Source organism: Streptomyces sp. NPDC006610 (assembly GCF_040611575.1).
In the GTDB taxonomy this organism is placed as follows: domain Bacteria; phylum Actinomycetota; class Actinomycetes; order Streptomycetales; family Streptomycetaceae; genus Streptomyces.
The window spans coordinates 102751-117277 of the sequence record NZ_JBEXOP010000005.1 but is presented as its reverse complement, the minus strand read 5'-3'; the positions used below and the strand labels follow the sequence as shown (position 1 = coordinate 117277).

The following is a 14527-nucleotide window of genomic DNA, read 5'->3' as shown; positions in this document are numbered from 1 at the left end:
TGTGAGATCGGCCCGCGAACCCCGAGTGAACCTCAGAAGACCCTCAGCTGCGTGGACGCCACACGTATCCCGTCCATAGGGTCGCACGCATGCCCGACATCTCCCTGGCCATGGTCGCCGTGCTGTGCCTCGCCGCGCTCGCGGCGGGCTGGATCGACGCCGTGGTCGGCGGCGGCGGACTGCTGCTGCTTCCCGCCCTGCTGCTCGGGCTGCCCGCCGGCACGCCGGCCGCGTACGCGCTCGGCACCAACAAGGCGGTCGCCATCGTGGGCACGGCCGGCGCCGCCGTCACCTACGCACGCAAGGCGCCCGTCGACGTCCGCGTGGCCGTGCGCATCGGGCTCGCGGCGCTGGCCGGCTCCTCGGGCGGGGCGTTCCTCGCGGCGGGGATGAGCACGGAGGTGCTCAAGCCGGTGATCATGGTGGTGCTGCTCGGCGTCGCCGCGTTCGTCATCCTGCGCCCCGCCTTCGGCACCGCCCCGGCACCGGGCCCCGTGACCCGCCGCCGGGTGCTCGCCGCGATCGGCCTGGCGGGCCTCGGCATCGGCTTCTACGACGGGCTGATCGGCCCCGGGACCGGCACCTTCCTGGTCCTCGCCCTCACCGCCGTGCTCCATCTCGACCTGGTCACCGCCTCCGCCACCGCCAAGATCGTCAACTGCTGCACCAACGCCGGCGCCCTCGCCACCTTCGCCTGGCAGGGCACGGTGCTGTGGCAGCTGGCGGCGCTGATGGCGGCGTTCAACCTCGCGGGCGGGATGCTCGGCGCGCACACCGCGCTCAAGAGGGGCAGCGGTTTCGTGCGGATCGTGCTGCTGACGGTGGTGCTGGCGCTGGTGGCGAACATGGCGTACGAGCAGTGGGTGGCCTAGGCAGTGGTCAGGAGGCCTCCCCGGTGAGCAGCTCGACCATCCCGGCGGTGTCCTCGTCGCCGTGTCCGGCGGCCAGCCAGCGGTCCATCAGCTCCGTGTACGGGGTGAGCAGCTCGGCGCTGACGCCCTGCTCCTCGGCCGTGCGCAGCAGCGTGACGTTGCCGGCCGCCTGCATGGCGAGGTTGGAGACGACGTCCTTGCCGTAGTCGCCGCTCTCCAGCTGCTCGGCCGTCTGGTGGGCCAGCTGCGCCATCGCCGTGAGCCAGGAGACCAGCAGCGGGGCGAAGTCGGTGGGCGCGATGTCCTCCCGCCGGATCAGCGCGAAGGCGTGCAGCACCCCCGCGAACATCCCGCTCATCGCGCTCAGCAGCGCCACGTCGTGCAGCGCCGCGAACCCCGGGTCCGCGCCCACGTAACGGGCGCCGGCCGGAACGGCGAGGGTGGCGCGGTGCTCCTCGAACAGCTCGGGCGAGCCGCTGTAGAAGACGTACGCCCCCGAGTCGGGCTTCCCGATCATCGGCGGTACGGCCATGATGCCGGCGTCCAGGAAACGGGCCCCGCGCTCCGTGGCCCAGGCGGCGCGGGCGCGGCCCTGGGCGGGCGTGCCGGTGGTGAGGTCGACCAGGTCCCTGCCGGTCAGGTCGGCGTCGGCCAGGGCCTCGCCGACGGAGGCGTCGTCCAGCAGGCAGACGACGACCAGCCGGCCGGCGGCCACCGCCTCGGCGGCGCTCGCGGCGACGGCGGCGCCCTCGGCGGCAAGGGCCTCGGCGCGGGCCGGGGTGCGGTTCCAGACGGTCACGGGGTGCCCGGCGGCGAGCCAGGCGCGGGCCAGGGCGCTGCCCATGGCGCCGGCGCCGAGCAGGGTGACGGGAGGGGTCGGAGAGGTATGGGAACGAGCGTTGTCGGTCATGGCGTTTAGCCTCATGGAGGGCGATGACCTGCTCAAGTACGTACTTGCGAGTGGGTGGTTACCCCCGGGGAAGCGTGCAGGCAGCACGCGCGACGGCGACGGGAGCTGGTGGCGGACATGGGGATCGGGCGACGGCCGGGGTCGTACCAGTGCGGGGTGGACGCGGCGATCGACGTGATCGGCGGCAAGTGGAAGGTGCTCATCCTGTGGGAGCTGTCCCTGCGCCCGCACCGCTTCGGCGAGCTGCGCAGGGGGCTGCCGGGGGTCACCGAGAAGGTGCTGGCGGCGCAGCTGCGGGAGCTGGAGGCGGACGGCATCGTGCACCGGGAGGAGTACGACGAGGTGCCGCCGCGCGTCGAGTACTCGCTGACGCCGCGCGGGGTGAGCCTCAACGAGGCGCTGGAGCCGCTGGGCGCGTGGGGGAAGACCAACGTCCTGGGCGGCTCACCGGCTCCCCGTCAGATGGGCGAACACGACGACGTTCCCGCGATACCCGGTGCCGCGCGCGTAGCCGCCCCCGCAGGTGATCACCCGTAGCTCGGGCCTGGGCGCGGCCCCGTACACCTTCTCGTCGGGGAAGTCCTCCGCGTCGTACACCTCGACCGCGTGCACCCGGAACACGGCCACGCCGCCGTCGCGCCGGTCGATCTCGATGACGCTGCCGCGGCGCAGCGCGCCCAGCCGGTAGAACACGGCCGGCCCGTCGGCGTTGTCGACGTGCCCGGCGACGATGGCGGTGCCGCGCTCGCCGGGCCGGGTGCCCGCCTCGTACCAGCCGGCGAGGCCGGGCCGGTCGGCGGGCGGCACGTCGAGACTGCCGGTGGCGGTGAGGCCGAGGCCGGTCAGCGGGGCGTCGACGCGGATCGCCGGGATGCGGATGCGGTCCGGCGGGGAGGGCGGCAGCGCGGCGACGGGGGAGGCGGGCGCGGCCGTCGCGCTCGCCTGGGCGGCGGACGGCTGCGGCGGGGCTCCCGCGCCGGCGCCGGCCAGCAGCCACACGCCCGAGCACAGGGCCACGGCGGTCACGGCCGCTATCGCGGCGTCGCCCGCATTGCCGAACGTGCGCACGATCTGCCTCCTCCGGGAGTCTCCCGTCCCCCTCCGGGCCGCGAGGGGCGTCGGACCCGGAGGGGGTGGGGCTTGCGGTACCGGCGGACGGACAGCGGAGGGTGTCCGTCAGATCCCGTCGCCTCTCGCCCGGCGATGCAGGAGCCAGGTACCGCCCGCGGCGGCGACGGCGAGAGCCGCCACGCCGGCCGCGGTCTGCACGGGGTCGGGGCCCAGGGCGCCGCCGACCCCCGTCTTCACACTTCCCCGGGGATACACCTGAGCGTGCGCCGAGGCGAGCACGACGACCAGGTCGCCGCGCACCTTCGGGCCGCCGCGGGCGCACCGCGCGACGATCTCGTACGTCCCCGGCTGCGCGCTCGGCGGCACCCGGAACCGTCCGGTGGCGTCACCGTCGTCGTCCGGGGCCAGTGTGAACTCCCCGGCGCCGACCGCGCTGGCGTCCCCGGCGGCGGTGGCGCACCCCACGGCGGTCGCCGTGACGTCCCCGCCGGGCGCCGCCGTCCCCGGCCGCACCTCCAGCCGGGCCCCGTCCCCGAGCGCGGGCGCGGCGAGCGCCCCCACGGCGGCGACGGCGAACACGGCACCGGTCAGCGAGCGGGCGGTACGTCGCATCGATGCTCCCTCGAGCGATTCGGTCCCTGTCCCTCCGAGGAAAGGCCGCGGCGACCGAACCCGCTCCCCGAGAAACGACCCGGCATCCCTCGAACGGCCGAGCGCACAGCCCGCCCCGCGCCCACCCGGCCCGGACGTCCGCCCAGGTCAGCCCCACCGGCCGGGCCCCGCACGGAAATCCCCGCACGGCACTGCGCCGAGACGGTGAACGGGTGACGCGGAGGGCCGCCCGAATGCTGAACGCGGAGCCGGCACCCGCCCTGTCGGAGGTCCTGATGACGCTCGTGTCGGCAGGTGACGGCGTCCGTATGCCGGCCGTGTACCGCTTGCCGGGGCATCCCGGGGCCGTCGGGCGGGACGAGGAGGTGAAAGGGACATGAGCGTTGCCGTCGACCACACAGGGCCCTGGACCGTCGCCGACGTCCTCGCCCTGCCGGAAGACCGCACCGTGCGCTACGAACTGCTGGGGGAGTCCCCCCCTGATGTCCCCCGCACCCGGCGTCCGCCACCAGCGGGCCTCGTTCCGCCTCCACGTCGCCCTGGAGGCCGCCGCCCGGGCCGTCGGCGCACCGGTGGAGATCCTGGAAGGCGTCAACGTCGTTCTTCCCTCCGGACTGGCCGTGCCCGACCTCGTGGTGGCCGACGCCGGCGCGACCGCCGAGGATCCCGTCAGTGTCGACGTCGACGCGGTGCAACTCGTCGTCGAACTCGTTTCCCCCGGCAACAGCACCATGGACCGCAAGGTCAAGCCCATGCTGTACGCGGAAGCCGCCATCCCGCACTTCTGGCGGCTCGAGTTCGACCCCGCGCCCATGCTCGTCGTCCATGAGCTGCGGGGCGGCCGGTAAGTCGAGCGGACCACCGCGCCCTCCGGAGCGACCACCTGCCTGGACGCTCCGTTCCCCCTCACCATCGATCCTGCCGGACTCACCCGCCAATAGAGCTTGTCCGACGGCAGCCGGACCGGATCCCTGCCCCCGCCGTCCGGCGGGGGCAGGGATCCGGGGCCGTCAGGGCCGCACCGCCTCCAGCCGTACCGCGCACGCCTTGAACTCCGGCATGCGGGACGTCGGGTCCAGGGCCGGGTTGGTCAGGGTGTTGGCGCGGCCCTCGCCCGGCCAGTGGAAGGGCATGAAGACCGTGTCGGGGCGGATCGACGTCGTGATGCGGGCCGGGGCCACCGCACGGCCGCGGCGGGAGACGACCGCCACCGGGTCGCCCTCGGACGCGCCGAGGCGTTCCGCCAGCCGCGGGTGCAGCTCGACGAACGAGCCGGGCGCGGCGGCGTTCAGCTCGTCCACGCGGCGGGTCTGGGCGCCGGACTGGTACATCGACACGACCCGGCCCGTGGTGAGCAGCACCGGGTACTCCTCGTCGGGCTCCTCCGCGATCGCCCGGTGCGAGACCGGCACGAACCGGGCCCGGCCGTCCTCCGTGGCGAACCGGTCGAGGAACAGGCGCGGCGTCCCCGGGTGCGGGGCGGTCCCGGACTCCGACCCTGACCCGGCGGCCGGGGCGGGGCACGGCCAGAAGACGCCGTTCTCCTCGATCAGCCGCCGGTAGGTGATCCCGGAGTAGTCCGCGAGCCCGCCGGCGCTCGCCCGGCGCAGCTCCTCGAACATCTCCTCCGGGTCCGTCGGGAACTTCTTCTCCAGCGCCGCATCGCCGCCCAGCCGCGCCGCCAGCTCGTGCATGACCTCCAGGTCGCTGCGCACGCCCGACGGCGGGGTGATCGCCCGCCGGCGCAGCAGCACGCGGCCCTCCAGGTTGGTCATGGTGCCGGTCTCCTCGGCCCACTGCGTCACCGGCAGCACCACGTCCGCGAGCGCCGCCGTCTCCGACAGCACCACGTCGCACACCGCGAGGAAGTCCAGCGACCGCAGCCGCTCCTCCACGTGCGCGGCGCGCGGCGCCGACACCACCGGGTTGGACGCCATCACCAGCAGCGAGTGGACGTCCGAGCCGAGCGCGTCCAGCAGTTCGTAGGCGCTGCGCCCCGGTCCCGGCAGGCTGTCGGGGTCGACGCCCCACACCTCGGCGACGTGCCGGCGCGCCTCGGGGTCGGTGAGCTTGCGGTAGCCGGGCAGCTGGTCGGCCTTCTGCCCGTGCTCGCGCCCGCCCTGTCCGTTGCCCTGCCCGGTCAGGCAGCCGTACCCGGACAGCGGGCGCCCGGCCCGGCCGGTGGCCAGGCACAGGTTGATCCACGCGCCGACCGTGTCGGTGCCCTTGGACTGCTGCTCGGGCCCGCGTGCGGTGAGCACCATCGCGCTCTCCGGCTCGCAGAACATCCGCACCGTCTCCCGCAGGTCGGGCACCGACACCCCGGTGATCCGCTCCACGTACTCCGGCCAGTGCGCCATCGCCGCGGCCCGCGCGTCCTCCCAGCCGGTGGTGCGCTCGCGGATGTACTCCTCGTCGGTGCGCCCCTCGGCGACCACCAGGTGCAGCAGCCCGAGCGCGAGGGCGAGGTCCGTGCCGGGGCGGGGCGCGAGGTGCAGGTCGGCCTGCTCCGCCGTGCGCGTCCGGCGCGGGTCGATGACGATCAGCGTGCCGCCGTTCTCCTTCAGCTCGGTGAGGTAGCGCAGCGCCGGCGGCATCGTCTCGACCAGGTTGGAGCCGACCAGGATGACGCACCCCGTCTTCGGGATGTCCTCCATCGGGAAGGGGAGCCCCCGGTCGAGGCCGAACGCCTTGGTGCCGGCCGCCGCGGCCGACGACATGCAGAAGCGGCCGTTGTAGTCGATCTGGGAGGTGCCGAGCACGATCCGGGCGAACTTGCCGAGCGCGTACGCCTTCTCGTTCGTCAGGCCGCCGCCGCCGAAGACGCCGACCCCGTCCGGTCCGTGCTCCGCGCGGGTGCGGGCGAACGCCCCGGCGATCCGGCCCAGTGCCTCGTCCCATGTCGCGGGCACGAGTTCGCCGTCCTCACGGACGAGCGGCGAGGTCAGGCGCACCGCGGACGCGAGCACGGCGGGCGAGGTGCGTCCCTTGCCGCACAGCGCTCCCCGGTTGACCGGGAAGTCGGCGCGCTCCAGCACCTCGACGCCCCCGTCCGGCGAGGGCGACAGGTTCATCCCGCACTGCAGGGCGCAGTACGGGCAGTGGGTGGGCGTCGAGGCGTTGTCCATGTGCCCCAGATTGCGTCGGCCGTGTTACGTCCCGCGGCGATTCCTTGTTACACGCCCGGGACGGCGACCTCCCCGCCCCGCCCCGGCCGCCGTGAGGAGACGAACCCGCAGGTCAGCGTCCGACACCGGCGTCCAGTGCCCGTGCCAGCCCCGGCTCGCGAGGCCCGAGGAAGCGCGGATCGGGCCGCAGGACGGCGTCCAGCGCCGCCTTCCCCGCCGCGGCGATCTCCCGCGCGCCCCCGTAGTACCAGGTGGCGTCGTGCCGCTCGTCGACGCCGACGCCGTACGACGTGACGCCCGCGGCCTCGCACAGCGCCACCGCCCGCCGGACGTGGAAGCCCTGGCTGATCAGCACCGCCTCCTCCACGCCGAAGATCTTCCGGGCCCGCACACAGGAGTCCCAGGTGTCGAAGCCCGCGTAGTCGCTGACAATCCGCGCGTCCGGCACGCCGCTGCGGGTGAGGTAGGCGCGCATGGCGTCCGGCTCGTCGTAGTCCGCGCGGCTGTTGTCGCCGGTGACCAGGACGGCCCTGATCCGTCCGGAGCGGTACAGCTCGGCCGCCGCGTCCAGGCGGTGGGCGAGATAGGGGGACGGCTCGCCGTTCCACAGGCCCGCGCCGAAGACGACGGCCACGTCGGTGCGGGGCGCGTCGGCGGTCGTGACGAGGCGGTCGCCGGTGGCGACGCGCAGCCACGCGGAGGGCAGCAGCGCGAGCACGCACAGCGCCATCACGGCCTGCGTCAGGCGCCGCCGGCCCGCCCTCGTGCGCGGCAGGCGCGGCGGCCACGGCCTCGGTCGGTGCGGCACGGCGTCCCCTCCTCCACCTCTGACCGGGAAGGACGCACCGCGCGCCGCTCCGGTTCACCGGGCCCTCACGGCGACCGTGCGTCGATGCGGTTCACGGCCCTCACAGCGACCGCGCGTTCACGGTGATGACCCGGAAAATACCCGTCACGGTCACGCAATGGGGGCGCAACGTCCCGCGCGCAAGCTCGACGCATGACGGCGCACCTCATGAACCGGACGACCGGCCACCTCCGACGCCCCGCCCCACCGGCGCTCGTCGTCGTGGCGCACGGCAGCCGCGACCCGCGCACCCTCGCCACGGTCCGCACGCTGCTCGACCGCGTCCGCGAGCTGCGCCCCGGCCTGCCCGTGCACCTCGGGCACATCGAGCTGAACGCCCCCCTGCTCCCTCACACGCTCGCCGCGCTCGGCGACCGCGAGGCCGTCCTGGTCCCGCTGCTGCTCAGCCGCGGCTACCACGTCAAGCAGGACATCCCCGAGATGGCCGCCGCGGCCGAGGCCCGCACCCGCGTCGCCGCCCCGCTCGGCCCGCACCCGCTCCTCGTGGACACCCTGTTGACCCGCCTGGCGGAGGCCGGCTGGCGGCTGCCCGCGACCGAGGCCGAGCGGCGCTCCGGCGCCGTGGTGCTGGCCGCGGCCGGCTCCCGCGACCCCGAGGCGGCCGTCGACACCGGCGACACCGCCCGCCTCCTCGCCGCACGCCTGGGCGTCCCCGTGGTCCCGGCCTACGCGTCGGCGGCGGCCCCGACGGTCGCCGAGGCCGTGCGCTCCCTGCGCGCCCGGGGCCGTACCGACATCGCGGTCGCGTCGTACTTCACCGCCCCGGGCCGCTTCGCCACGGAGTGCGCCGAGGCGGCCCCGTCGGTGGCGGCGGCCCCCCTGGGCGCCCACCCGACGATGGCCCGCCTGGTCCTGCACCGCTACGACGAGGCGGCGGCGACCGCCCCGGCCCCGCGGGAACGGGCGTTGGCGACGACCGCCTGAAGGGCACGCCCCCCGAGGGAAGACCACCCCTGTGCGGGGCACGCCCCCGCCGCAGGAAGACGCCCCCCTCAAGGGCACGTCCCCGCCGCAGGACCCCGTACTGTCGAACCATGGAAGGCAGCTACGACCCCAAGGCCCTCGCCCGCTACGCCCCCGAACCCGACAAGCGCCCCGGCCGCACAGCCTTCCAGCGCGACCGCGCCCGCATCCTGCACTCCTCCGCGCTGCGCAGACTCGCCGGCAAGACCCAGGTCGTCACCCCCGGCGCCACCACCCACCAGGCATGGGACCCCAGTCCCCGCACCCGCCTCACCCACTCCCTGGAGTGCGCCCAGGTCGGCCGCGAACTCGGCGAGGCCCTCGGCTGCGACCCCGACCTGGTCGAGGCCGCCTGCCTCGCCCACGACCTCGGCCACCCGCCCTTCGGCCACAACGGCGAGGAGGCGCTGAACGCGTTCGCCCGCGACTGCGGCGGATTCGAGGGCAACGCCCAGTCGCTGCGCCTGCTCACCCGCATCGAGCCCAAACGGTTCGTCCCCGACCCCGCCACCGGCGACCCGGTCAGCCTCGGCCTCAACCTCACCCGCGCCGCCCTCGACGCCGCCACCAAGTACCCCTGGCCCAACGGCGCCCACCCCACCGACCCGGCCTCGGGGAAGTTCGGCGTGTACGACGACGACCGTCCCGTCTTCGACTGGGTCCGCGAGGACGCCCCCGCCGGCCGCACCTGCTTCGAGGCCCAGGTCATGGACTGGGCGGACGACGTGGCGTACTCCGTGCACGACGTCGAGGACGGCCTGCACGCCGGCCACATCGACCCCAACTGCCTTCAGGCGGAGCCGGAACGGCACGCGGTCTTCGAGGCGGCGCTCGGCCGCTACGTCCCCGCCGGCACCGACCCCGCCGAACTCGCCGCGGCCCTCGACCGGCTCCAGGACCAGGAGTGGTGGCCGCACGGCTACGACGGCTCGGCCGTCGCCCAGGCCCGGCTCAAGGACGCCACCAGCCAGCTCATCGGCCGCTTCTGCCTGGCCGCCGAGGCCGCCACGCGCGCGGCGTACGGCGGCGGGCGGCTCACCCGGTACACCGCCGAACTCGTCGTGCCGCGCGAGACCCGTATGGAGTGCGCGGTGCTCAAGGCGGTCGCCGACCGGTACGTGATGCAGCGCGCCGAGCAGACCCGGCTCCGCGCCGACCAGCGGATCGTCGTCGCCGAACTCGCCGACGCGCTCACCGCCCGCGCGCCCGACGGACTCGACCCGCAGTTCCGCGCGCTGTTCGACCGGGCCGGCGACGACCGGGCCCGCAAGCGGGTGATCGTCGATCAGATCGCCGCCCTCACCGACGCGTCGGCGCGCTCCCTGCACGCCCGCCTCACCCGCCCCCGCTCACGGACCCGGACGTAACCCTCCGTGGCCTGATCGGGTCACTCCCTCTTCCCCCATCACGCTCCGTGCGGGACGCTCGCAGGTGGCGGAACGTTCACGAGGAGGCACAGTGGTCGACGCGGATCAGACATTCGTCATCGTCGGAGGAGGGCTCGCCGGCGCGAAGGCGGCCGAGACGCTGCGGGCGGAGGGCTTCAGCGGCCGGGTGATACTGATCTGCGACGAACGCGACCACCCCTACGAGCGGCCCGCGCTGTCCAAGGGCTACCTCCTCGGCAAGCAGGAACGCGACAGCGTCTTCGTGCACGAACCCGCCTGGTACGCGCGCCACGACATCGAACTGCACCTCGGCGAGACGGTCGCCGCCGTCGACCGCGCCGCGAAGACGGTCCGCTTCGGCGAGGACGGCACCGTCGTGCGCTACGACAAACTGCTGCTGGCCACCGGCGCCGAACCGCGCCGCCTGGACGTCCCCGGCACCGACCTGGCCGGCGTCCACCATCTGCGCCGCCTCGCCCACGCCGAGCGGCTCAAGGGCGTCCTGGCCGCCCTGGGCCGGGACAACGGGCACCTGGTGATCGCGGGCGCCGGCTGGATCGGCCTGGAGGTCGCGGCGGCGGCCCGCGAGTACGGGGCGGAGGTCACCGTCGTGGAGCCCGCCCCGACCCCGCTGCACGGAGTGCTCGGCCCCGAGCTGGGCGGCCTCTTCGCCGAGCTGCACCACGAGCACGGCGTCCGCCTCCGCTTCGGCGTCCGGCTCACCGAGATCGTCGGCCAGGACGGCGTCGTCCTGGCCGCCCGCACCGACGACGGCGAGGAGCACCCGGCGCACGCCGTGCTCGCGGCGATCGGCGCCGCCCCGCGCACCGCCCTGGCCGAGGCCGCCGGGCTGGAGCTGGCCGACCGGGCGCACGGCGGCGGCGTCGCCGTCGACGCGCGCCTGCGCACCTCCGACCCCGACATCCACGCCGCCGGCGACGTCGCCGCCTTCCCGCACCCCCTGTTCGGCGACCGGCTGCGCGTCGAGCACTGGGCCAACGCGCTCAACGGCGGTCCGGCGGCGGCCCGCGCGATGCTGGGCCAGGACGTGACGTACGACAGGGTGCCGTACTTCTTCTCCGACCAGTACGACCTCGGCATGGAGTACTCGGGCTGGGCGCCCCCGGGCTCCTACGACCAGGTGGTGATCCGCGGGAACGCCGGGAAGCGGGAGTTCATCGCGTTCTGGGTGAAGGACGGCCGGGTACTGGCCGGGATGAACGTGAACGTGTGGGACGTCACAGAACCGGTCCAGCGGCTGATCCGCTCGAAGGCGCGCGTGGACCCCGAGGCGCTCGCCGACCCGCAGACGCCGCTGGACACCCTCGTCCCGTGAGTCCCGCGCCCTCCGCGGGCGGTCCGGCGCCGCACCACCCCCGTAGAATTCACGCGTGGCAGGACGGATCAACGACGAGGACGTGAAGGCGGTACGGGACGCGGTCCCGATCGACGCCGTCGTGTCCGAGTACCTCCAGCTGCGGAACGCGGGCGGCGGCAACCTCAAGGGGCTGTGCCCGTTCCACGACGAGAAGTCGCCGTCCTTCCAGGTCAGCCCCAGCAAGGGCCTCTTCCACTGCTTCGGCTGCCAGGAGGGCGGCGACACCATCACGTTCGTGATGAAGGTCGACCACCTCACCTTCTCCGAGGCGGTCGAGCGGCTCGCCGCCCAGGCCGGCATCACCCTGCGCTACGAGGAGGGCGGCTACAACCCCGCCCACCAGCGCGGCGAACGGATCCGGCTGGTCGAGGCCCACAAGATCGCCGCCGAGTGGTACGCGGAGCAGCTCGCGCTCTCGCCCGAGGCCGAGACCGGCCGGGTCTTCCTCGCCGAGCGCGGCTTCGACCAGGCCGCCGCCGTCCACTTCGGCGTCGGCTACAGCCCCCAGGGCTGGGACCACCTCACCCGCTACCTGCGCGGCAAGGGCTTCACCGACAAGGAGCTGATCCTCTCCGGCCTCGCCCAGGAGGGCCGGCGCGGCCCCATCGACCGCTTCCGGGGCCGGCTGATGTGGCCGATCCGCGACATCGGCGGCGACGTCGTCGGCTTCGGCGCCCGCAAGCTGTACGAGGCGGACAACGGGCCCAAGTACCTCAACACGCCCGACACCGCGATCTACAAGAAGTCGCAGGTCCTCTACGGCATCGACCTCGCCAAGAAGGAGATCGCCAAGACCTCCCGCGCGGTCGTCGTCGAGGGCTACACCGACGTCATGGCCTGCCACCTCGCCGGCGTCACCACCGCCATCGCCACCTGCGGCACGGCCTTCGGCGGCGACCACATCAAGATTCTGCGCCGGCTGCTGATGGACAACGGCTCGGCTCGCGTGATCTTCACCTTCGACGGCGACGCGGCCGGCCAGAAGGCGGCCCTGCGCGCCTTCGAGGACGACCAGAAGTTCGCCGCCGAGACCTACATCGCCATTGCCCCCGACGGCATGGACCCCTGCGACCTGCGCCTGGCCAAGGGCGACGACGCGGTCGCCGACCTGGTCCAGCCCCGCACCCCGCTCTTCGAGTTCGCGCTGCGCCAGATCGTGAGCCGCTACGACCTCGACACCCCGGCGGGCCGCGCCGCCGCCCTCGACGAGGCCGCCCCCGTCGTCGCCCGCATCAAGAACAGCGGCGCCCAGCACGAGGTGGCCGTCCAGCTCGCCGGGATGCTCGGCATCCTCGACACCCAGTTCGTCGTCAAGCGGGTGGCGCAGCTGGCCCGCTGGGCCCGCGACCGCGGCGGCAAGGGTCCCGCCCCCGACCGCCGCCCCGCCGCCCCGGCCTACGAGGCCGCCCCCCGGCCCACCCTGACCGGCCCCGCCCTCAACCTGCGCAACCCGGTGTACGCGACCGAGCGCGAGCTGCTCAAACTCGCCCTCCAGCGCCCCGAGTTGGTCTCCCCGGCCTTCGACGCGTACGGCGTGGACGAGTTCACCGCCCCGCCGTACGCCGCCGTACGCCAGGCCATCCTGGACGCGGGCGGCGCCGAGTACGGCGTCCAGGACCCCCAGGAGTACCTGGTCCGTGTCCGCGAGGCCGCCCCCGACGACACGGTCCGCGCCATGGTCACGGAGCTGGCCGTCGAGGCGATCATGCGCCGCGCGGTGGACGAGAACTACGCCGGCGAACAGCTCGTGCAGGTCCGCAGGCGGGCCGTGGAACGTCGCATCCGCGACGTCCAGTCCCAGCTGACCCGGCTGTCGGGCGGCGCCGACCCGGCCCAACTGGCCGCGGTGCAGAACGAGTTGTGGGTCCTCCAGCAGTACGACCAGTCCCTGCGCGAGCACGGAGCCGCGGCCCTCTGAGCAGGCCGTCACGGACCGGACGCAAAAAGTCACCGCACGACCCTCGTGGCGGGTGTGTGTCGTACCCCACACTGGGTCCGGTGCCCGAGCCGACGGAGCGAGGCCGTTCGGCTCCGTCCCCCGAGCAGCGCTGCGTTCGTCTCAGCAGCGAACATCCTGGAGGTCGCCCCCGTGCAGACCCAGACCCTCGTCCACACCGAGATGACCACCGACGGCGCGGAGCCGGACGCCGAGCCGGACGTGCTCGCGGCCGTGCCGCCGCAGAGCCGCCTGCTGCACCACCGCGAGGCCCTCACCGCGGCCCCGCCCGAGGCCGGGCCGGAGCCCAGGGCCGGCACGGAGCCCAGGGCCGGCACGGAGCCCGAGGCCGTCGCGGAACCGGAGGCGAGCGCGCAGCCCGAGGCCGTCGTGGAGCCCGAGGCCGTCGTGGAGCCCGAGCCGGAGGAGCCGGCCCCCGTGCGGGTGGAGCCCGGCGGACCGTCCTCGGACCTGTTCCGGCAGTACCTGCGGGAGATCGGCCGCATTCCGCTGCTCACGGCCGCCGACGAGGTGGAGCTGGCCCGGCGTGTCGAGGCCGGGCTGTTCGCCGAGGAGAAGCTGGCCGGCACCCCCGACCTCGACAGCGAACTCGCCCTCGACCTCGACCGGCTGGTCGTCATGGGCCGCATGGCCAAGCGGCGGCTGATCGAGGCCAACCTGCGGCTGGTGGTGTCCGTCGCCAAGCGGTACGTCGGCCGCGGGCTCACCATGCTCGACCTCGTGCAGGAGGGCAACCTCGGACTCATCCGCGCCGTCGAGAAGTTCGACTACGCCCGCGGCTACAAGTTCTCCACCTACGCCACCTGGTGGATCCGCCAGGCCATGTCCCGCGCCCTGGCCGACCAGGCCCGCACCATCCGCGTCCCCGTGCACGTCGTGGAACTGATCAACCGGGTCGTCCGGGTGCAGCGCCGCCTCCTCCAGGAACGCGGTTACGAGCCCACCGCCGCCGAGGTCGCCGCCCAGCTCGACCTCACCCCCGAACGCGTCGGCGAGGTACTGCGACTGGCCCAGGAACCGGTCTCCCTGCACGCCCCCGTCGGCGAGGAGGACGAGGTCGCGCTCGGCGACCTCATCGAGGACGGCGACGCCGCCTCACCCGTGGAGTCCGCGGCCTTCCTGCTGCTCAGGGAGCACCTGGAGGCCGTGCTGTCCACGCTCGGCGAGCGCGAGCGCAAGGTCGTCCAGCTGCGCTACGGCCTCATGGACGGCCGCCCGCGCACCCTGGAGGAGATCGGCCGCATCTTCGGCGTGACCCGCGAGCGGATACGGCAGATCGAGTCCAAGACCCTCAACAAGCTCCGCGACCACGCCTACGCGGACCAGCTGCGCGGCTACCTGGAGTGAGGAGCGGGGGCCGCCCGGCGGCGGCCCCCGCCC

Annotated in this window: 13 protein-coding genes; 8 read left to right on the top strand and 5 right to left on the bottom strand. The window is 74.4% G+C overall.

The genetic code is table 11. The annotated features are described in order from the left end of the window. Nucleotides 1-89: 89 nt before the first annotated feature. On the top strand, nucleotides 90-872 hold the full coding sequence (locus tag ABZY13_RS06130) for a sulfite exporter TauE/SafE family protein (protein WP_356627672.1): 783 nt from the start codon (nucleotides 90-92) through the stop codon (nucleotides 870-872). A 7-nt stretch (nucleotides 873-879) separates the two neighbouring features. On the opposite strand, the gene ABZY13_RS06125 is transcribed toward ABZY13_RS06130, so the two are convergent. Beyond that, nucleotides 880-1782 carry an NAD(P)-binding domain-containing protein gene (locus ABZY13_RS06125; RefSeq protein WP_356627671.1) on the bottom strand — a complete coding sequence of 301 codons (903 nt, stop codon included), beginning with the start codon at nucleotides 1780-1782 and terminating at the stop codon, nucleotides 880-882. 117 nt (nucleotides 1783-1899) lie between these two features. Between ABZY13_RS06125 and ABZY13_RS06120 the strand changes: the two genes are divergently transcribed. Beyond that, on the top strand, nucleotides 1900-2319 hold the full coding sequence (locus ABZY13_RS06120; protein WP_356627670.1) for a helix-turn-helix domain-containing protein: 420 nt from the start codon (nucleotides 1900-1902) through the stop codon (nucleotides 2317-2319). Here the strand turns inward: ABZY13_RS06120 and ABZY13_RS06115 are convergent. Together ABZY13_RS06115 and ABZY13_RS06110 are read right to left on the bottom strand one after the other, a co-directional pair. Next, nucleotides 2227-2850, bottom strand: coding sequence for a class F sortase (locus tag ABZY13_RS06115; protein WP_356627669.1), 624 nt, complete (start codon nucleotides 2848-2850; stop codon nucleotides 2227-2229). The genes ABZY13_RS06120 and ABZY13_RS06115 overlap by 93 nt on opposite strands. Nucleotides 2851-2958: 108 nt before the next feature. Beyond that, a complete protein-coding gene (locus tag ABZY13_RS06110; protein ID WP_356627668.1) occupies nucleotides 2959-3465 on the bottom strand; it encodes a hypothetical protein in 507 nt (168 codons plus the stop codon). Between the two features lie 482 nt (nucleotides 3466-3947). On the opposite strand from ABZY13_RS06110, the gene ABZY13_RS06105 reads away from it, so the two are divergent. Then, complete coding sequence (locus ABZY13_RS06105; protein ID WP_356627667.1) at nucleotides 3948-4313, top strand: Uma2 family endonuclease; 366 nt, start codon at nucleotides 3948-3950, stop codon at nucleotides 4311-4313. Nucleotides 4314-4475: 162 nt separating this feature from the next. Here ABZY13_RS06105 and ABZY13_RS06100 read toward each other — a convergent pair whose 3' ends face one another. Both ABZY13_RS06100 and ABZY13_RS06095 read right to left on the bottom strand, forming a co-directional pair. Then, a complete protein-coding gene (locus ABZY13_RS06100; RefSeq protein WP_356627666.1) occupies nucleotides 4476-6593 on the bottom strand; it encodes a molybdopterin oxidoreductase family protein in 2118 nt (705 codons plus the stop codon). A gap of 112 nt (nucleotides 6594-6705) precedes the next feature. Then, complete coding sequence (locus ABZY13_RS06095) at nucleotides 6706-7323, bottom strand: ElyC/SanA/YdcF family protein (protein WP_356627766.1); 618 nt, start codon at nucleotides 7321-7323, stop codon at nucleotides 6706-6708. Nucleotides 7324-7593: 270 nt separating this feature from the next. On the opposite strand from ABZY13_RS06095, the gene ABZY13_RS06090 reads away from it, so the two are divergent. The 5 genes from ABZY13_RS06090 to ABZY13_RS06070 all read left to right on the top strand — a co-directional run bounded on the left by ABZY13_RS06090 (nucleotide 7594) and on the right by ABZY13_RS06070 (nucleotide 14494). Beyond that, entirely contained in the window at nucleotides 7594-8385 is a 792-nt protein-coding gene (locus tag ABZY13_RS06090) for a sirohydrochlorin chelatase (RefSeq protein ID WP_356627665.1), read from the top strand. Nucleotides 8386-8495: 110 nt separating this feature from the next. Beyond that, the gene (locus ABZY13_RS06085) at nucleotides 8496-9791 is read left to right on the top strand and encodes a deoxyguanosinetriphosphate triphosphohydrolase (RefSeq protein ID WP_356627664.1); all 1296 of its coding nucleotides are present in this window, start codon (nucleotides 8496-8498) and stop codon (nucleotides 9789-9791) included. Nucleotides 9792-9882: 91 nt separating this feature from the next. After that, the gene (locus ABZY13_RS06080) at nucleotides 9883-11148 is read left to right on the top strand and encodes an FAD-dependent oxidoreductase (protein WP_356627663.1); all 1266 of its coding nucleotides are present in this window, start codon (nucleotides 9883-9885) and stop codon (nucleotides 11146-11148) included. Between the two features lie 55 nt (nucleotides 11149-11203). Beyond that, nucleotides 11204-13108 carry a DNA primase gene (gene dnaG, locus ABZY13_RS06075; protein ID WP_356627662.1) on the top strand — a complete coding sequence of 635 codons (1905 nt, stop codon included), beginning with the start codon at nucleotides 11204-11206 and terminating at the stop codon, nucleotides 13106-13108. Nucleotides 13109-13261: 153 nt separating this feature from the next. Next, on the top strand, nucleotides 13262-14494 hold the full coding sequence (locus ABZY13_RS06070) for an RNA polymerase sigma factor (RefSeq protein ID WP_356627765.1): 1233 nt from the start codon (nucleotides 13262-13264) through the stop codon (nucleotides 14492-14494). Nucleotides 14495-14527: the final 33 nt, after the last annotated feature.